Origin of the sequence: Thermoflavimicrobium daqui (assembly GCF_003313465.1) — a bacterium.
Lineage (GTDB): Bacteria > Bacillota > Bacilli > Thermoactinomycetales > Thermoactinomycetaceae > Thermoflavimicrobium > Thermoflavimicrobium daqui.
The window spans coordinates 196,517-216,205 of the sequence record NZ_KZ845668.1; the positions used below are offsets into that span (position 1 = coordinate 196,517).

Sequence of the window (19,689 nt, forward strand, 5' to 3'; positions counted from 1 at the left end):
TTGATGAATTGGATACGATTACACACGGGCTGATCGGATATACACTTTATAAATCTGTCAAAAAAGAGGACATGCCCGTATCTATGCAGCGTGGATTGTTAGTTACAGCACTCATTGGAAGTCAAATTCCCGACATTGATGTTGTTGTTAAATTTACCGAAATCGGTCAGGTCATGGAACAGATGTGGCATCGTGGACTTACTCACTCTGTTTTTTTAGTGCCTTTTTGGGCTTTACTGATTTTCGGCTTAGTTGTATGGTTATTTAAAGTAAAAGATCGCCGGATTTTTTATACAGCTCTAACAGCAGTGTTTGTCCATGATACGATCGATTTGTTTAATGCATGGGGAACAGGCTATTTAGAACCGTTTTCATCTACGCGAATTACCATTGGTTCGATTCCGATTGTCGATGGTGTTTTTTGGGTTGTATTTATCACTGGCTTATTAATTACGCGATATAAGAAGTCCTTAGCTGCACATGTTGTATTTCGTTGGGTTGCTATTGTGATGTTGGCTCATGTAGGGTTGCAAACAGCCCAAGGATTATGGCTTGAACATCAAGTAAAAAAGGAGTATGAACAGGCCGAGTTAGCAGCAACTTTTGTTCCAGGACAGTTTCAGGTGATTGGCAAAAAAGGAGAGAAAGTAGATATTTATCATGGCTCCATTTTTACCTCGCTGACTAAGAAAATCTCCCTTGTTTCGAAAGAAAAGAGTGATTTAACACCACTATTAAAGAAAAACCCACGTGCTCATGTTCTAATAAAGTGGTCTCCATTTGTAGTCATCGTTGATGATTCAAAACGGCTCGGAATTTTCGATCCTCGTTTCTACAAAAATGGGCAATCATTTTTAAGTGAGTATATTAATAAAAATTGACAGATACCATACACAATTAAATAGAATCATGCTTATCATGGACCTATTTGAAGATGGTCATCAACTATTCATGAAGAATAGTAAATATGTGAGTGGATTTCGGGTGACATGCTGGAGGATGAACAAGATGCGTCATGAAAAAGTAGATATTATTTTTCAAGCTGCCGTGCAAGTGTTTGCAGAAAGTGGATTTGATCAAGCTAAAATGGATGACATAGCCAATGTTGCAGGAGTAGCAAAAGGAACGATTTATTATCATTTTAAAAGTAAAGAGGAACTATTTTCTGCCTTGATGGATGAGGGGATTGAGAGTTTAATTGACTGTGTCAAACGAAATGTCTCTTTATATTCTAATCCGATTGAACGTTTAAATGCACTAATCCATGCGCAAATTCAGTTTTTTATCGAAAATCAGAAGCTAGCAAAATTATTATTAAGTGAGGTATTTGGAACCAAAGAGAGGCAACAACTATTTCGGAAAAGAATCCGTGAGTATATGCAGCTAATCGAACAGATTTTACAAGATGGTAAGGAGTCAGGGGAATTATCTGTGATTCATTCCCATGAATTAGCTAGTGCGATCTTTGGAGCGGCAAGTATTTTGGTCTTGCATAAGATTTACAGTTTTGAAGGAAAAGAACTAGAAATAGAGGATGATTCTGTGACGGTGATGGTTGAAACAGTTAGGCATTTACTTTTTAACAGTTTAATGAACAGCAATCAAAATTAAGGGGAAATGGTTTACCAATCCCCCTTAATTAAAGTATAATTTGACTGACCAGTCAGTTTTCTGATTGTGGAGGGGAAGATTATGAAAACAAAATGGCAGCAAATTCGAACCTTATTAGGTTTAGACCATTTTCAACGATTGTGGCAGATTAAACCACTTCGTTTATCCTTATTAGGAATTCTATTGATCCCAGTGATGTATAGCTTTATTTATTTAGCCGCATTTTATGATCCGAATGAAAATCTAAAATATCTACCTGTTGCTGTAGTGAACGAGGATCATCCCGTAATGAAAGATGGAGAGAAAATTCAGATTGGTAATGACCTTGTGCAAAATCTACGAGAAAATTCTAAGTTGAAGTGGGAGTTTATGTCACGGGCAGACATGCAAAAAGGATTCAAGGAAGGAAAATATTATTTAGGAATCGTGATTCCCCATAATCTTTCAGCATTAGCAACAACGGTGGATAGCCCAAAACCTTTAAAAGGACAACTAAAGTATTATTTTGATAAAAGTTATAATTACTTGGCAGGAAGTAGTATTGGCGATGCCATGATCAAAGATGTCGAAAAAAACCTAGATAAAGAGCTAACGAATGCTTTTGTGGACAAGATTTTTGTCCAAATGAAAGATTCGACAAAGGATTTAGAAAAGGCAGCAGACGGAGCCAATAAGCTAGCAGATGGTACAAAAGAAGCAAAAAAAGGAAGCAAGCAACTAGCAGATGGCTTGGAAAAAGCCAAAGGAGCAACTGACCAACTAGAAGACGGGAATAAGCAAATTTATAATGGTCTTGGGGAATTAGCTCCTGGTGCTGAGAAGGTAGCAGGTGGCGTAAGTCAGATTGAAAAGAAAGCTCTTGAAATGCAAAAGATTGCTCATGATATCAATGACGCTATTCAAAAGCTAACCAAGAATCCCCCGATTCCCCAATTACCATCACAAAAGACAAATCAGCCTGCATCTCAACCCACAAATGGGACTCCATCTGACAAACTGATAGATGCTAAAGATAAAGCCAAGAATTTGAAAAAGCAATATCAAGATCTCATTTCAGGAAAACCTGAATTACAAAACGACCCAGCTGCCAAATCGGTATTAGAAAATATTGAGCAAATTATTCAGTCAAATGATGCAGCTGCACTAGAAATTTCTAAGATAAAAGATAAGGTTCCATCTTCTCCTGTGGATACAAAAAGTATTCAAGATGCTTTAAATAAAATTTCAAAAACAGCGAACGACAAAACTGCAGAGATTGATAAAAATGTGAATGATATAAAGAAATTAAGTAAAGGAGCGGATCAAGTAGCTGATGGGGCCAATAAGCTCTATAAAGGCTCCCAAAAAGTTTATCAAGGTCAAAAAGAGTTAAACAAAGGGATGGGCGATTTAAAAGATGGAGCTGGAAAACTGGATGATGGGTTAAAAGAAATCAATGATGGACAAAAAGAATTGGCTAAAGGGTTAACAGATGGAGTTAATGAAGCTAACCAGAAGTTACAAGGAGCGAATGCAAAAGGAAAGGTGATCTCTGATCCTGTTGATGTAGAACGTACAGACTTACATCCAGTTCCAAACTATGCAACGGGTTTTGCTCCTTATTTTATTTCCTTATCCATGTGGGTAGGAGCTATGCTTTTATTTACTATATTAGATTTGGAAAAAGCATCGAGGAAATTAGGAGGAAGACCACTTTCATTATGGGTAATTGGCGTGGTTGGTGTAGCACAGGTTTTGATCTGTATTTTTGCCTTAACCTGGGGACTAGATATTAAAGCTAAACTACCTGTTTGGTTATATCTGTTTACATTTATCGTGTCCTTTACCTTCATAGCTATTAATCAGATGCTAGCAGATCTACTGGGGAATGTAGGGCGTTTCTTAGCCATTTTGATTCTAATGTTCCAATTAACTTCAACAGGAGGAACTTACCCTACACAGTTAATTCCAGACTTTTATCAAGCACTTACTCCATATCTACCGATGACCTATTCGATCCATGGACTTCGGATGATTATCTCCAATGGAGATGTAAGTTCGATGCTACAGGATATATATATCTTACTAAGCTACTTCTTTGGAACTTTTGTAGTGACTCGTATTTATAAAATGTGGATCAAACCAAATATAAAAGGTTATTTTATAAAAAGACTTCAACATAAAAGTGCATAAAAAAGAATATATGTAGAAAATAATAGTATCACATCAGTTTCCTCATAAAGGAAACTGATTTCTTTTTATTAAAACGGAATAATTACGATTTACATAAATAAAAACCTATTATATAATAATAATGTCTAAAGAGGATAACGGACTCATTTCAATTTGGAGGTATTTTCATGTCTAGTAGAGTAAGGAATATATTTGTATTGTTTTTGATCGCTTTATTTAGTTTGACAGGCTGTGGAACTAGTAACCCTAGTGCTTCTAAATCAAATGGTAAACTAAAAGTTTATGTCAGCTTATATCCACTAGAAGATTTTGCTAAAAAAATAGGTGGAGAATATGTTCAAGTAACAAACTTAGTTCCTCCTGGTGTAGAACCACATGATTTTGAATTAACTGCGAAAGATATAGCAAAACTTCATGAAGCGAATGTGTTTATTTATCAAGGGGCAGGATTTGAAAATATTAAAAAGGTGAGTGAATCCTTAAATAAAGGTAAAACAGTGGTTATCGATGCAGCCACAGGGATCCCCTTGTTAAAAGGTACGGAAGCGCATGGACATGACCATGACCATGCAGAGCATGATCATCATCATGATTCAGTAGACCCGCATATTTGGTTAGACCCGCAATACGCCAAAAAAGAAGCTCAAAATATTCGTGATGCCTTTATTAAAGCAGACCAAAAACATCGAGCAGAATACGAAAAAAACTATCAAGAGTTAGCTAAAAAACTAGATCAATTAGATCAAGAATATCGTGAAATAACTAAGCTTGCAAAACAGAAGAAATTTGTGACTTCACATGCTGCCTTTGGTTATTTAGCAAAACGATATGAGCTTACACAAATACCCATTACAGGAATTTCTCCTACGCAGGAGCCGAGTCCACAAGAACTAAAAGAAATCATTGAGACGATTCAACATCATCAAGTAAAATATATCCTGTTTGAAACATTGGTTACTGGAAAAGTAGCTGAAACCGTACAGCGAGAGGTAAAAGCAGAATCACTCACTCTGAATCCTTTGGAAGGGCTAACCCGAGAAGAGATTGCGCAAAAAGCGGATTATTTTTCGGTTATGAGAAAGAATAAAGAAAATCTAGCTAAAGCTTTAGAGGTTCAACCATGAGTCAATATACAGTGAAAATTGAAGATGTTTCCTTTGCTTATGAAGTTCAACCTGTACTAAAAGATATTGATTTAAAGATGAAGTCAGGTGAGTTTCTAGGCATTTTAGGTCCAAATGGATCCGGAAAGTCGACATTAGTTAAATTAATTTTAAATCTATTAAAGCCACAAAAAGGGAACATAGAGGTCTTTGGACAACCTGTTCAGTCTTTAAAAGATCGATCATCGATTGGATATGTTTCGCAAAAAGCAAACAGCTTTCAGCGTGGGTTTCCAGCCACAGTGAAAGAAGTGGTTGCTTCAGGACTATATGGGAAGTTGGGTTTGTTTCGATGGATGAAGAAAAAAGACTTTGAACAAGTAGATCAAGCGATTGAGCAAGTGGGGCTTACTCCTTTTGCTAAAAGTAATATTGGAAGTTTATCAGGTGGTCAACAACAACGAGCTTTTATTGCACGTGCCTTAGTTAGTAAACCAAAGCTGCTTATTTTTGATGAACCAACCGTAGGTGTTGATACGAAATCAGTCAGTGAGTTTTACGATCTGATTAAAAAGCTGCATCAACAAGAACAGCTAACCCTTCTTTTGGTCACTCATGATATTTACTCAGCTCTTTCTTATGTAGATCGTGTTGTTTGTTTAAATAAGCAATTGATTTTTGATGGGGATAAAGAAGCGTTTATACGCCAAGATAAAGAAATATTATCGCGTGTTTTTGGAGACGTGCAAGGAACTCCTTATCTACATTACCGATAACTTGGGGGTAAAGGGGGATCATAGCGCCTAACCGATTAGGCGCTCTTTTACTATGTTTACAGACATCATTGAAATGTTTCAGTTGGAATTTATACGAAATGCACTAATTGCTGGTTTGATTTTAGCTATCATTTGTCCTATGATTGGGATTTTTCTTGTTGTTCGTCGTTTATCCTTAATAGCTGAAGCTCTTTCGCATGTTTCTTTGTCAGGAGTTGCTGCGGGATTGTTTTTACAAAAGCAATGGGGCTTATTAATGGGGATGAATCCGATATTTATGGGAATGATTTTTTCTATTTTTGGTTCATTATTTGTGGAAAGAGTTCGGAAGCTTTATCATAGTTATCAAGAACTAGCACTTCCTATTTTGCTTTCAGGCGGAATTGGAATAGGCGTTGTCTTAATTAGTGCAGCAGGCGGGTTTAATGCGGATGTAGCAGGTTATTTATTTGGTTCCATTGTTGCTATCAAAGAAGAACAATTAATAATGACAGTCATTGTAGGAGTTATTGTCCTCTTATTTGTCCTACTCTTTTATAAACAGTGTTTTTCTATATCTTTCGATGAAGAAAATGCTATTCTAACAGGAATTCCTAATCGTATGGTGAATTTATTCTTTATAATCATTGTTGCATTGGTTATATCTTCAGCGATTCAGGTTGTTGGTACCCTATTAGTATCCTCTTTAATAACAATCCCTGTTGCAACAAGTATGCAAATAGCTAGTAGTTTTAGACGAACAATGATCTATTCCATTATTTTTGCTGAACTAGCTGTGATGATTGGATTTTTCGCAGCGTATTCTTTAAACTTAGCATCAGGAGGGGCTATTGTTCTCGTTTCCATTTCGATTTGGATCGTGGTGGTGCTATATAAGCAAATCCGTAACAAGTTAAATGGAAGAGCTATTAGGAGCGAATAGAAGAATGGAACTAAAAGAAGCATTAACTATTTTAAAAAAGAATGGTTATAAGTATACTGATAAACGTGAGTTAATGTTGCATATTTTTCAGCGGGAAGGCCGTTATTTAACTGCGAAAGAAGTATTAGATTATATGCAATTAGATTACCCCGGTCTTAGCTTTGATACGATCTATCGTAACCTATCTTTATTTGAAGACTTAGGTATTATTGAGGGGACAGAGTGGGATGGTGAACGGAGATATCGTATTCACTGTAATAGTGATAACCATCATCATCACCTCATTTGTACTGAATGTGGAAAAACCTTAACCCTTCATGTTTGCCCAATGAATGCTATTCTAGGAAAGCCTGAGGACTTTGAGATTACAGGTCATAAGTTTGAAATATATGGTCGCTGTGCAGATTGTGGAAATCGGAGTGGAACTTATTGAATAGAATAAAGGAACATTTTTTCGGATTATATCGTTATATTTTGGTATTCGAATAAATGTTCCTTATTTTTTATTATGGTTAAGTAGGATTAAATGAGGATAGAATCATTTCACTTTTGCGTTTCGTAAATAAAGATTGATTGGAATCAGGCACTGAAGAGGTTGATATCAAAGGAGAAGAATGTAAAGTGAACGGAGAGCAGTGGATGTTAGAGGCTTTAGCTGAAGCGAAAAAAGCAGAAGCAATCGGTGAAGTTCCGATTGGAGCTATAATTGTCTATCAAGGAAAAGTGATTGGTCGAGGATATAACCTACGTGAAACGAACCAAGATCCGCTGGCCCATGCGGAAATGATGGCGATTAAGCAAGCCGCAGTAAGCTTGGGTAGTTGGCGATTAAATGACTGTGATCTTTATGTTACTCTTGAGCCATGCCCTATGTGTGCGGGAGCGATTATACAGGCGCGAATTCGTACAGTCATTTATGGAACAGAAGATCCAAAAGCAGGGTGTGCAGGAACTTTGATGAATCTTCTTACTGAAGAGCGATTTAATCACCAATCAGAAGTCATCTCAGGTATTCTAAAAGAGGAATGTAGTTCCATTTTAACAGAATTTTTTCAACGTATCCGTAATCAGAAGAAAGAACAGAAGAGACGAAAACGGGAATTAGAAGCCAACAAGTGAAAATCTCTTGACTTTTAAATTGAAAGGCTTTAAGATTATATATTGCATAGATATTATTTGAATGATGGAGAGATGTCCGAGTGGTTGAAGGAGGCGGTCTCGAAAACCGTTGTGCGGGAATTACCCGTACCGAGGGTTCGAATCCCTCTCTCTCCGCCAAAGAGAAAGGAAGTCGTCCGAATATAAGGCGGCTTCCTTATTTTTATGAGTATAAGGGGAATCTCAAGAGATTCCTGTTAAAAATATACGGAATTTTTAAAGGTGTGATTTAATTAACAAAAAAACGAAAAAAGTTATACAAAGACGTTACTTTGATGTGGATGGAAAAGCAGATATGGATATTGATTATACTAACCATGGAAATCCTAAACAGCATCCGAAGGTACCTCATCGTCATAATTGGACATGGAAAAACGGAAAGCCAGTACGAGGAAAGGGATATTAATACTAGGAGGGAGTATATTGAAAATCTCATATGAGGAATTGGAGGAATATTTATATTCCGGAAGGGAAATAGAGTTTACATATCAAGGTGATCAATACTCCATTACGAATACTCAGAATGGATTCTCATTTTGTAAGTTCTATAGTAATACACCACAGAATTTTACTACTCCCCAAATGCTTTTAGAAAATGTAAAAATTAATTGTAAAAGTCTTAAAGAAATATGGTCAGAAGTCGAGGTTGACATCCTTTACTAAGATTTATTTGATAGTGTTCAATACAGTAAGTACAGCCTGTATCGTATTGGGATTTATTTTTGCAATTAGTCAATCATCTATGATCGTCAAATGGAGTTAGTAATTTTCCAAGCCATTGGTGCTACCCCTCGAAACTTATTTGGTATGATTGTTTAGAAGGATTATTTATTGGGCTAAGTAGTGGAATCACTGGAATATTGGGTGGTATCCTTTTAGGATATAATATGATATTTATGTCAAAATTAAAGAGATTGATTATCCCGTGGGGACTGATTGGAATTTTGCTTTTAGCGTTGATCTTGATTGGTATATTTCAGCTTTTCTATCAGTCTTTCTGAAAGAGTACTCCCACTTCAAGTTTGCTAAGTGGAGGAAAAGTAACAGCTAAGATTATGAAAGAAATAAGCTAATAGAAGAATAGGGCTTATTTTACCGAAAAGAAGGTGATGATTATGAACAATAAATGGAGAAATGACTTACAAGGATAGATTCGAATTATAATGAAAAGGAGCTTTTCTATTGAGACAAGCTTTGTTAGTTATTGATGCCCAGAAAGAATTAATAGATGGCTATAAAGAAGAGAAGAGTGTTTTTAATAAAGAAAAACTATTGAGCAATATTAATGGGGTAATAAAAAAAGCATTAGAAACTAATAGTGAAGATGACTTGTTCCAACCAATCCATAATCATTTTCGATAAATAAACTAAGCTCAGTTTATTCAAGCAATCTCTCTAGAATTAAAAGTTCTAGAGAGATTGCTTTTCTACCCTACACAAAAACGATTTGCGGCTTCGTTTAGAAATAATTTGAGTTTTGGATCGAATTATGCAACATACTGTACTAGACTAGTTACTCTTATTATTTTTCCTAAACTTTTCTAAATTGGCTTTAGCACGTTCATTATTCTGACTTTGTTCCTTAAGAGTTTTGGCAAAGTAATGAAGATTGCTGCCGTCAAGCCTCGCTGTATAAAAACAATATACATGTTTGTCCGGGTTTAGAGCGGCATTTAAAGTTGCTTCTCCAGGATTACCGATTGGACCTGGTGGTAAACCTTTCGATTTATATGTATTATATTGCTTAATATTTTGGATTGCATCATAAGGTGTTTTATATTTATTCCCCTCCATTTTATTCGCAAAAACACTCGTAGCATCAATATTTAAATAGGGATATGTTGAGGGGTTATTCAGCCGATTATAGATGACCCCAGCGATTAATGGATATTCTTCTTGTTTAAAAGCTTCTTTTTGAATCATGGAGGCAATACTTACTACTCCAGATACTCCTAGGGGCTTTCCATTTTGTAATTTAATTGAACGAAACTTCTCTTTATTTTTTTGATGATACTTATCAAACTCCCCTAGCATTTGATCAACAATCTCTTCAGGATTTTGCCCCTTTGTGAGTAGATAGGTTTGAGGCATTAAATACCCCTCTAATTTATGGTAAGCGTCTGGATTATCTGGAATCTCTTTTTCAAACTCATATTTAGGTTGGCGGTTTTTGAGTGCTTTTAGAAACCCTTCGCTATCGAATCCTTTGGCTTTTAAAGAGTTGGCGATCTCTGGTATAGTGGCTCCTGGCACTACAGTAACATGAACTCGATCCTCTTTTCCCTTTGCTAGACGGGGGAGTAAGTAATAAACATGTTCATTTGGCTTTACATGATAAGTGCCAGCCTTAATTTCATAATTTTTATACTTGATGTAAAATGACAAAAACCAATCTTGATTCACCACTTTCTGTTCTTTTAACATTTGAACTACTTTATCAGTAGAAGTATTGGGTGGGATATCTATTACCACATCTTTATCGCGTTTTGGAGGATCTAGAGAATAAGCGAAGTAAAAATAACCGAGTCCAAGCCATGCAATAACTAATATAAAGCTATAGATCACTCTCCAGTGCTTCATAACACCTGCTCCCTCTAAAATAATCATGGTTAATTTTAAGTTAGCATAGATTTCGTAGTAAAATAGTGACTATTTTTTTATTTATTATTAAAGTATCAGTTTAAAAAACAGTATATCTAAAGGAGAGGTCTTAAAGTGTTTGATGAAGACGAGTTGCAGGGTGATCATAACGGAATACAATGGGAACTAAAGATGGTTTGAAAGGAGCCAAAAGATGTATCCAATCTATCCGTATCTAGGATGGGATATGAGATGTACTCAAGTCCCTATCGCCTTTTTACCACAACATCAGGATAGACAGCCCGGATTTGAATATGTTATGATACCTCGACCCATTGCAGAGAATCCTAGTTATAAAGGAAGTGGGAAGCTGAAAAATAAGGTAGCGATTATTACAGGAGGTGATAGTGGAATTGGGCGCGCGGTAGCCATCGCCTTTGCTAAAGAAGGAGCTGATCTAGTCATCGCTTATCTGGATGAACATCAAGATGCAGCTGAAACAAAGGAGGCCATAGAGCAGCTAGGGCAACGCTGTTTAACCATTGCTACCGATTTAAGGAAAGAAGATTCTTGTATTTATGTGGTGGAAAAGACGGTTGAAACTTTGGGTCAAATCGACATTTTGGTTAATAATCATGCTGTCCAGTTTCCTAGACAAACCATTCTAGACATTACAGCGAAACAACTAAAAAATACGTTCCAAACCAATATTATTTCTTTTTTCTATATGACTAAGGCTGCACTTCCTTATCTATGTGCAGGAAGTGCAATTATTAATACGACTTCAGTTACAGCTTATCGAGGGGAAAAGACATTAATTGACTATTCAGCTACAAAAGGTGCGATTGTATCCTTTACCCGTTCTTTATCTTTATCTCTCATTGAACAAGGAATTCGCGTGAATGGAGTTGCACCTGGTCCAATTTGGACACCACTTATTCCGAGCTCATTTTCAGCAAGCCGGGTTAAAAGGTTTGGAACGGAAACACCGATGAAGCGGGCAGGACAGCCGTTTGAGTTAGCGCCTACCTATGTATATCTAGCGTCAGAGGATTCCGCTTATGTGACTGGACAAATTCTTCATGTCAATGGTGGGGAAATGGTTGAATCATAAAAAGCATCATATAACTGTTTTTTTGGGTATATACAGAATTACTATTTTAAATATTTCGATATAACTAGATAAAATGATTATTTATTAAATATAAAAATAAATATAAACTAATTTACTTTAAAAATATAACAATAGAAAATTGATTTATTTTATGTTGAGGGTACATTATAAATCTATGGTGTACCCTTTTACATTTATTTAAAAAAATTGATAGAATTATTTATATAACAAGTGTTAAAATCTATTAAACATACCTCCTATTATTTTTTATATACTTAAGAATAGGGATTTTGATAAATGTTGGTGAAGGTATAAGGATAGAAAAATGATAAATAAGTATGTGTAATATATAAATATTTTATTATTTCTTAATATTATCATGCGAAAAAATATCAGAATTATTTTTATATAAAATTAATTGGACGGTGGGATTATTGATGGAAGAATTTTTATCAAGGAAGGTGACTTATTCACGAGGTCGTAGAAAGTACGGTAAACGGGAACGGGACTGGATATGGTGGGTCTTAGGTGGATGTTTAGCTGTGCTTATTGTAGCTGTTATAAGTATTTTTGTGGTTACTTGGAGTATTGATGCCGTATCAATCGAAAAAATAAATGAAGTTGATTATTCTTCATATGTTTACGATCAAAGTGGAGCTGAATTAGGTCGATTGGGAGCTGAACAGCAAGAATATCTTCGCTTGGAGGAGATTGAAAAATTAAATCCTGATTTGCCCAAAGCTTTCATTAAAGTAGAAGATGAGCGTTTTTATGAGCATCGGGGGATAGATTGGGAAGGGATATTGCGAGCGATTTGGTCCAATATCAAAGCTTTTGGTAAGGCGGAAGGAGGTGGTACGATTACGATGCAAGTCGCCCGCAACGTATTGTTGGAGGATCGTACGAAAAGTTTGACTAGAAAGTTAAAAGAGATGAAAGCTGCTAGGGTTTTAGAAGAAGCGTATGACAAACGGAAAATTATCGAAACCTATATGAACCAAATTGACTTCGGTTATCAGGTCAAAGGAGTGCAAATGGCTTCTAAAATTTATTTTGGTAAAGACTTGACTAAACAAAAGCTCGAACCACATGAAATGGCACTTTTGGCAGGATTACCTAAAGCTCCATATGGTTATAACCCTTTTGGGACAGCTGAGCAGCGAAAGAAGGCACTGAATCGTCGAAATATTGTGCTGATGAAAATGGCAGAAGATACGACTTTTCCAGCCCTAATTACAGCCAAAGAAAAAGAGCAGTATCAAAAGAAGGACTTGGGGGTTAATAAGAAATACTTAAATAAGTATTTAAGATCAAAGGAATACGGTGCTTATAAGGATTTGGTTCGTAAAGAAATGAAAGAACGATTCAATATTAATGAGGATCAAGTGATCAGCGAAGGATATCAAATTTATACTGGGATGAATCCAGTGGCACAGAAAGCTGTAGAACAAGCTCTGAAGGATGATGCTTTATTTGCCAATAAGGAAAATGAGAAATTAATCAATGCTGGAGTGATGATGATCAATCCACAAAATGGCCTAGTCGAGGCAGTAGGTGGAGGTAGAAACTATCATGCAGCCAGTAATAATTGGTCTCTACAGCCACTACGGGTCGAATCGGCTATTCAGCCGTTAACTGTATTTGCACCAGCTGTTCAGCTTAGAAACTTCAATGAATATACTGAACTTTCGTTTGACAATCGCTCTCCTGTTTTGTTTGGTAAAGTAGTATCACGTTCATTGTCGGAACCGATGGTCAAATTATTAAAGAGAGATGTAACCATTCAAAAGTCATGGGAATATGGAAAAAGGCTCCAATTACCTGTTACGAAGCTAGATCAGAATGTAACAGCAATGAACTTGGGGTATTTGAAGAATGGAACCAGTGTCAAAGATGTTGCTCAAGCTTATACGGTTTTTGCAAACCAAGGAAAGATGGTTCAAGCCCATGCGATCGTAAAGGTGTTAGACTATCAAGGAAAAGAGATTAAACCAATTAAAGGAAAAGAAATCGATCAAAATGGAAACCCTATATCTATTTTTACTAAGAAAACAGCTTGGGATATAACTCGCATGTTAAAGCATGCTCTTGAAAATAGGCAAGGAACAACTTATCATACTATGAACTTAGTGAATCAATATTCCATAGCAGGGTATAGTGGCGATTGGATGAGTAAAAGTAGTGGGTGGTTTATCGGGTATACGCCGAGTTTAGTGACTGCGGTGGCGGTTTTTAATGACACAGTGAATAATGAAACTGGAAAAGCTAAGGTTACAGAGTATAAGATCCCAGAGAAAATTTTTAATCGAGTGATGTTAGATACGTTAAAAGGAAAACGTATAGAATGGTTTCAAAAACCTGTTGGCATGGAAGATCCAAAACCCTCCAATAGGGGGAAAAGAGGATGACCTTCAGAGAAGATAAAGGAATCCATCCGGATTCCCACTTGTTGGGAATTGAATACAACAGTTGCTTTTACTTAAATAACTGTGTTATAGTAAAAATACTTATCGCGCTAGGTGGGGAGTTGGCCGTGCCCTGTAACCCGCAATCGGCCTTAGCGGGGCTGAATTCCTTCCCGAGGTTCTTTTTGTGTAAGGTCTGGTTTGTCTTGAAGGCGTTGACGATTGGGTCCTACGCAACGGGTGCTTTCGAACCGTGTCAGGTCCTGGCGGAAGCAGCACTAAGGGAGATTTCTCGTGTGCCGTAGGGGTGCCTGGTTTGAGCTGGATGGGCAAAGTCCGCTTGGGCAGATTGGATCAGAGGTAGGTGCGCGGTAGTACCTTAATTTCATACTTTAACACAAAAAGCAAAGTCAAGTCGAATACTTGGCTTTTTTTATTTGCCTAAAATGAGAAGTAGATGAATCATGGATCGAATATGCTATTCATCTTTAAATGAAAGGTGAATGCATTTTTTAGCAGTAGTGTTGATGAACCAGAAATAGATAGAGAGGGAGAAGTATTTTTTGGTCGACCTTATGATGGACACTACTAATTTTTGATCAAAGGGCTAGAAGAGCTCCAAAAGCAATCATCAGTTTTTACCTGTGGATAACCCTGTGGATAACCCTGTGTATAACTTCTGGATAAATTTGTGGATAATTTTCAAAGTTTAGAAGGAACAAGGGATTGAGAGGCGAATAAACAAATAGGAACAATTTCCTATATAAGTAAAAAAGAAGGATCGTAAAAGGACGGATGAAATGGTTAGGTTTCATCTTTATTAAAGTGATTTGAAATGGAGATGAATTGATTACCTGATGGTTAGCAAGTTGAAGTGTGATCAAATTGATGGAAGTCATGGGGTTTGCTTCTGATCAACTTAGATAAATTTCCAAGCAAAGAGATGATTAATTATCGTTTCAAGGTAAGCGATTGAGTGGTGGTATAAATATGATGAAAACAAGTCTAGAGATGATGACAGAAACACATCGGAAACAATCGTATCATTCACCTTCCCTAGATCCAGATACTTCTTATATTCACATGGCTACTCGATTGATTTCTCATATTCAAGTAGGAGTAATGCTCTTAGATGAAGAGAGAAGATTAATCGAGATCAATCGGATGGCTAGTCAATATTTAGGTTTAGAAAGAACTTCTGTTTTATTTCATCCAATTGAAGAGATTATTTCTTGCTTAAGCCATGAGCAACCTGACTTTAACCGTTTAGTTTCTTTTTTAACTTCCTCTCTAGAAAAACAAGATCAATTAGAAATCAAATGGATTATGAGAGGAAGAATCAACAAACTACTGATCACAGCAACTCCTACAGATCGCTTGGAATGTGATTGTAGAGGCACCTATTTCTTTATCGAAAATGTAACGAAGGTGCGTGCTCTAGAAGAGCAGGTTCGTTGTAATCAACGATTAGCTACAATAGGACAGATTGCGGCGGGAGCAGCACATGAAATTAGAAACCCACTTACCTCCCTTCGTGGTTTTTTACAAGTTATTGGGTATCGACTGAAAGAGATTGGTCAAAAAAAAGAACAGGGTTACATCGATATTATGTTAAAAGAGATTAATCGCATTAATCATTTAGTTAGTGAATTTTTATCATTGAGCAAACCAGATAATGTTAACCTTAAGCCTGTTCGTGTAAGTAAGGTTCTAGGTGAGATTCTGCCAATTATAAAGAGTGAGGCAATTTTGCATAATATCGATGTGATGATCCAAACACCTTGTAAGTTGACAAAAGTGATTGCGGATGAAGAATTATTAAAGCAGGTTTTTTTGAATATATGCAAAAATGGAATTGAAGCAATTGGTGAAGGTGGATTATTAACAATCGGATTCCGTCGTGATGAATCCAATGACTATTTTATCGTTGATATTACAGATACAGGATCAGGTATTCCAGAAAGTCTTCGTGATAAAATATTTGAGCCATTTTTTACAACAAAAGAAAATGGTACAGGACTTGGTTTACCGATATGTCAACAAATTATTAGAGAAATAGGTGGTGCTATTACTCTAAAAACAGGCTCTTATGGAACGACATTTAGTGTGTATCTTCCTGATACGATGCTATAATCTTCATTCTTAAAGGGATATGAGCTAGTTGACGAATTAGGTTAATGATGAAAAAATTATCAACAAACTGTGTTCTCACCTTTATAGGTGAGGTCTTTTTTTTGTAAAAATGAGCATGAGTATAGTATGATAAGGTAAGTAAATCCTAAGTCCCTAAAAGGGAATAGCTGGAGTGGTAAGTGTGTCTTATCAGGCATTATATCGTGTGTGGAGACCACAACGATTTGAAGATATTGTCGGACAAGAACATGTCACACAAACCTTAAAGAATGCCTTAAAAGAGGGGCATCTCTCCCATGCCTACTTGTTTAATGGACCACGAGGTACGGGGAAAACGAGTGCAGCTAAGATTTTAGCTAAAGCTGTCAATTGTGTTGATGGTCTGAGTCCTGAACCTTGTAATCAGTGTATTGCATGTCAACGAATTACAGAAGGTTCATTACTAGATGTTGTTGAAATTGATGCGGCTTCTAATCGGGGTGTAGATGAAATTCGTGATCTGAGAGATAAGGTCAAATATGCACCGACAGAAGTTCGGTATAAGGTTTATATTATTGATGAAGTTCATATGTTAACCACGGAAGCTTTTAATGCGTTGCTGAAAACCTTAGAAGAACCTCCAAGACATGTACTTTTCATTTTAGCGACAACTGAACCCCATAAACTCCCAGCGACGATCCTTTCCCGATGTCAGCGTTTTACTTTTCGGCGTATATCCTTTGAGAAGATCGTTCATCATTTAAAAAAAATCTGCGAAGTAAAACAAGTATCTTATACCGAGCAAGCACTATTTGCTATTACAAATGCAGCTGATGGTGGTATGCGTGATGCACTAAGTCTATTGGATCAAGCATTAGCATTAGGCGGAAACACTATAGAAGAAGAAACAATCTTAAGTATCACTGGCTCTGTATCAAAACAGACAATATTTACTCTTCTACAAGCGATTGTCCAAAGAAAGGCTGCTGAAGCATTAAATTATTTGGATGATTTGATAACACAAGGTGTAGAAGCGGAAAGAATTATGCAAGATTTGACTTATGCTTGTCGTGATCTTTTACTGATTAAGAGTGCACCTCAGTTAGAAAAAAACCAAGGCTTAATTGAACTTACTGAAAGTAATCATGAATTAATTGAGCAATGTACAATTCAACAGTTAACTGAAATGCTAGATATCTTCATTCATTATCAGCAACAGATGAAGTTTGTAGCCCATCACCGTATTTTACTTGAGGTGGTTATTGTTCGTTTGTGTCAGTTATCTGTAACTGCTGATTACCGCGAAAATCCGCAAATGAAGCAATTAGAGGAGGAGATCGCAAAATTAAAGTTAACTATTACAGATCTAAAGAAAAGTCTTGAACAAAAGCGTTCTCCAGCATCTAATACCTCTGAAGTCGGAAAATCGAAAGTATCGGCATTAGTATCTCCATCACCAGCACCAAGTATGATACAGAGTGATTGGTTAAAGCAAGCTTCCGAAGACCAACTGTTAAGAGTCAAAAAGGCTTGGGGAGATATTCTTCAGCTTGTCAAAAAGGAACGAGTGACTGTACATGCTTGGCTAATCGATGGAGAGCCTGTTGCTGCCTCCGATCAGGTGATTTTGGTGGCGTTTCAGACCAAGATTCATCGAAATACGATTGAGAAGTCTGAGATGAAGTCAATGGTAGAAAAGATGATTGCCCAAGTATTAGGATCTTCATATCGATTGCAGACAATGATGGTGGATGAATGGAAACAAATACAAAAAGAAGTAGAGCCTAAAGCAAAATTACCCTCTTCATCTTCTGAGGATGTGTATAAAAAAACAGACCATGTTAAGGCAGAAGATGATATAGTAAAAAGAGCAGTCAAATTGTTTGGTGAAGAATTAGTCGAGATTTATGAGTGAACTAAAGGAGTGATTAGATATGCGTAACATGAACCAAATGATGAAACAAGTAAAAAAGATGCAACAAGAAATGGCGAAAGCTCAACAAGAACTAGAAAAAAAAGAAGTAGTAGGTACAGCCGGTGGTGGGGTCGTCAAAGTAACGATGAATGGACATAAACAACTGGTTAGTATTGAGATTTCTCCTGATGTAGTCGATGCAGATGATGTAGAGATGTTACAGGATTTAGTAATGGCTGCATTTAATGAGGCAATGAAAAAGGTAGATGAAATGGTATCTAATGACTTAGGTAAATTTACATCTGGCCTAAATATTCCTGGTCTTTTCTAAAGTATATAATGGGAGTGTCTACAAGTGTATGTGCCAGAGCCGATATCAAAGCTGATTGATGGTTTTATGAGGTTGCCGGGCATTGGTCCAAAAACGGCCCAACGCTTGGCTTTCTTTGTACTTGGGATGGAAGAAGATGATGTGCTTGATTTAGCCAAAGCACTTGTTCGAGCAAAGAGGGATCTCAGTACGTGTTCGGTTTGTGCGAATATTACAGATCAAGACCCATGCCATATCTGTGTAGATAAAAGAAGAGATCGCTCCATAATTTGTGTTGTCCAAGATCCACGGGATTTAATGGCAATGGAACGTACGCGTGAATACAATGGTCTTTATCATGTCTTACATGGAGCGATTTCTCCAATGGAAGGTGTAGGTCCCGACGACCTAAAAATTCCTGATTTACTCAGACGCCTAGGAGATGAGACGGTCAAAGAGCTTATTTTAGCAACAAACCCGAATATTGAAGGAGAAGCTACTGCTATGTATCTTTCTAAATTGGTTAAGCCATTTGGAATCCAAGTAACTCGGATTGCTCATGGAATGCCGGTTGGTGGTGACATCGAATTTATTGATGAAGTTACACTAACCAAAGCTTTAGAAGGTAGGCGTGAGCTCTCATAGATGAAGCGGCCACTTATGGTCGCTTTTTTTGTTGTTCTAATTATTATTCTTATCTCATAAAACTGATATAGCTTGTATTAGTTTGTAGGTGGAGGGGATTTTACTTGACAATAGATATGAAGTGGTGGTTTATTATTGGACTAGTTGGGATTGTTTTTTTTATGATTATGAATCGCTCGATCAAGCAGCCTCTCAAGTGGATGGGTTATAGTATTTTATACACAATTGTGGGAGCTATTGTCCTCTTTATCATCAATTTACTTGGACAGTATATTCAACTACATATACCGATTAATCCGATTACTGCCCTAATCACTGGTGGACTAGGTCTTCCGGGTATCTTATGTTTAATTGCTGTAAAATGGTTTATCATCGGATAATAGAAAATCTAGATTCAAACCAGAAAATCTTAAAAAAGGTGTTGACACCTATTTATATGTGTGTTAAATTATTAAATGTCGCCGCAAGAAAGCGGTGAAACAACAGAAAGTGTTCCTTGAAAACTAAAGAGTGAACATGACTCGTTAATTCTGATGAGCAATCAAACTAGTAGCGGTAGCCCTAGAATCGTAGATTTCGGGACAAGAAGTACTAAGCTATCGCTAAGAACTTTTTTGAGAGTTTGATCCTGGCTCAGGATGAACGCTGGCGGCGTGCCTAATACATGCAAGTCGAGCGGGGAGTTTTCCTTCGGGAAAACTCCTAGCGGCGAACGGGTGAGTAACACGTGGGCAACTTGCCCCTAAGACTGGGATAACTCCGGGAAACCGGGGCTAATACCAGATAATCTTTTCGCTCGCATGAGCGAATCGTAAAAGGTTTCGACCACTTAGGGATGGGCCCGCGGCGCATTAGCTTGTTGGTGA

17 protein-coding genes, 1 tRNA gene, 1 rRNA gene and 1 other RNA gene are annotated in these 19,689 nt (G+C 36.9%); 19 read left to right on the forward strand and 1 reads right to left on the reverse strand.

The window, feature by feature from the left end; genetic code table 11:
• The first annotated feature begins 8 nt into the window (after window positions 1–8).
• The 10 genes from DL897_RS12225 (at window position 9) to DL897_RS12275 (ending at window position 9,104) form a co-directional block, all read left to right on the forward strand.
• On the forward strand, window positions 9–881 hold the full coding sequence (locus tag DL897_RS12225) for a metal-dependent hydrolase (protein ID WP_113659425.1): 873 nt from the start codon (window positions 9–11) through the stop codon (window positions 879–881).
• Between the two features lie 127 nt (window positions 882–1,008).
• Window positions 1,009–1,611, forward strand: a complete 603-nt coding sequence (locus DL897_RS12230) for a TetR/AcrR family transcriptional regulator (RefSeq protein WP_168188780.1) — start codon at window positions 1,009–1,011, stop codon at window positions 1,609–1,611.
• Window positions 1,612–1,692: 81 nt separating this feature from the next.
• On the forward strand, window positions 1,693–3,783 hold the full coding sequence (locus DL897_RS12235; protein WP_113659427.1) for a YhgE/Pip domain-containing protein: 2,091 nt from the start codon (window positions 1,693–1,695) through the stop codon (window positions 3,781–3,783).
• 167 nt (window positions 3,784–3,950) lie between these two features.
• The gene (locus tag DL897_RS12240) at window positions 3,951–4,907 is read left to right on the forward strand and encodes a metal ABC transporter substrate-binding protein (protein WP_113659428.1); all 957 of its coding nucleotides are present in this window, start codon (window positions 3,951–3,953) and stop codon (window positions 4,905–4,907) included.
• Complete coding sequence (locus tag DL897_RS12245; protein WP_113659429.1) at window positions 4,904–5,662, forward strand: metal ABC transporter ATP-binding protein; 759 nt, start codon at window positions 4,904–4,906, stop codon at window positions 5,660–5,662. The genes DL897_RS12240 and DL897_RS12245 overlap by 4 nt, the downstream gene beginning before the upstream one ends.
• A gap of 52 nt (window positions 5,663–5,714) precedes the next feature.
• The gene (locus DL897_RS12250) at window positions 5,715–6,584 is read left to right on the forward strand and encodes a metal ABC transporter permease (RefSeq protein ID WP_113659430.1); all 870 of its coding nucleotides are present in this window, start codon (window positions 5,715–5,717) and stop codon (window positions 6,582–6,584) included.
• Between the two features lie 4 nt (window positions 6,585–6,588).
• Window positions 6,589–7,017, forward strand: coding sequence for a Fur family transcriptional regulator (locus DL897_RS12255; RefSeq protein ID WP_113659431.1), 429 nt, complete (start codon window positions 6,589–6,591; stop codon window positions 7,015–7,017).
• A 188-nt stretch (window positions 7,018–7,205) separates the two neighbouring features.
• Window positions 7,206–7,703: a tRNA adenosine(34) deaminase TadA gene (gene tadA / locus DL897_RS12260; protein WP_113659432.1), complete on the forward strand. Its 498-nt coding sequence runs from the start codon at window positions 7,206–7,208 to the stop codon at window positions 7,701–7,703.
• 66 nt (window positions 7,704–7,769) lie between these two features.
• A tRNA-Ser gene (locus tag DL897_RS12265) sits at window positions 7,770–7,862 on the forward strand.
• Between the two features lie 1,062 nt (window positions 7,863–8,924).
• Window positions 8,925–9,104 (forward strand): cysteine hydrolase family protein, encoded by a 180-nt coding sequence (locus tag DL897_RS12275; RefSeq protein ID WP_113659434.1) that lies wholly within the window; start codon window positions 8,925–8,927, stop codon window positions 9,102–9,104.
• Window positions 9,105–9,251: 147 nt separating this feature from the next.
• Here the strand turns inward: DL897_RS12275 and mltG are convergent, their stop codons facing one another.
• Window positions 9,252–10,322 carry an endolytic transglycosylase MltG gene (gene mltG, locus DL897_RS12280; RefSeq protein WP_168188781.1) on the reverse strand — a complete coding sequence of 357 codons (1,071 nt, stop codon included), beginning with the start codon at window positions 10,320–10,322 and terminating at the stop codon, window positions 9,252–9,254.
• Between the two features lie 214 nt (window positions 10,323–10,536).
• Between mltG and DL897_RS12285 the strand changes: the two genes are divergently transcribed.
• The 9 genes from DL897_RS12285 to DL897_RS12325 form a co-directional block, all read left to right on the forward strand.
• Window positions 10,537–11,436: an SDR family oxidoreductase gene (locus DL897_RS12285; protein ID WP_113659436.1), complete on the forward strand. Its 900-nt coding sequence runs from the start codon at window positions 10,537–10,539 to the stop codon at window positions 11,434–11,436.
• A gap of 437 nt (window positions 11,437–11,873) precedes the next feature.
• The gene (locus DL897_RS12290; protein WP_113659437.1) at window positions 11,874–13,844 is read left to right on the forward strand and encodes a transglycosylase domain-containing protein; all 1,971 of its coding nucleotides are present in this window, start codon (window positions 11,874–11,876) and stop codon (window positions 13,842–13,844) included.
• Window positions 13,845–13,946: 102 nt separating this feature from the next.
• Window positions 13,947–14,213: signal recognition particle sRNA large type (gene ffs / locus DL897_RS12295), an RNA gene on the forward strand.
• A gap of 618 nt (window positions 14,214–14,831) precedes the next feature.
• The gene (locus DL897_RS12300) at window positions 14,832–15,974 is read left to right on the forward strand and encodes an ATP-binding protein (RefSeq protein WP_113659438.1); all 1,143 of its coding nucleotides are present in this window, start codon (window positions 14,832–14,834) and stop codon (window positions 15,972–15,974) included.
• Between the two features lie 181 nt (window positions 15,975–16,155).
• Complete coding sequence (gene dnaX, locus DL897_RS12305) at window positions 16,156–17,868, forward strand: DNA polymerase III subunit gamma/tau (protein ID WP_168188782.1); 1,713 nt, start codon at window positions 16,156–16,158, stop codon at window positions 17,866–17,868.
• Window positions 17,869–17,887: 19 nt separating this feature from the next.
• Window positions 17,888–18,199, forward strand: coding sequence for a YbaB/EbfC family nucleoid-associated protein (locus DL897_RS12310; protein WP_113659440.1), 312 nt, complete (start codon window positions 17,888–17,890; stop codon window positions 18,197–18,199).
• Window positions 18,200–18,223: 24 nt separating this feature from the next.
• The gene (gene recR, locus DL897_RS12315; protein ID WP_113659441.1) at window positions 18,224–18,823 is read left to right on the forward strand and encodes a recombination mediator RecR; all 600 of its coding nucleotides are present in this window, start codon (window positions 18,224–18,226) and stop codon (window positions 18,821–18,823) included.
• Between the two features lie 104 nt (window positions 18,824–18,927).
• Window positions 18,928–19,203, forward strand: a complete 276-nt coding sequence (locus tag DL897_RS12320; protein WP_113659442.1) for a pro-sigmaK processing inhibitor BofA family protein — start codon at window positions 18,928–18,930, stop codon at window positions 19,201–19,203.
• Window positions 19,204–19,433: 230 nt separating this feature from the next.
• Window positions 19,434–19,689: ribosomal RNA gene (locus DL897_RS12325) — 16S ribosomal RNA — on the forward strand; the annotation flags it as partial.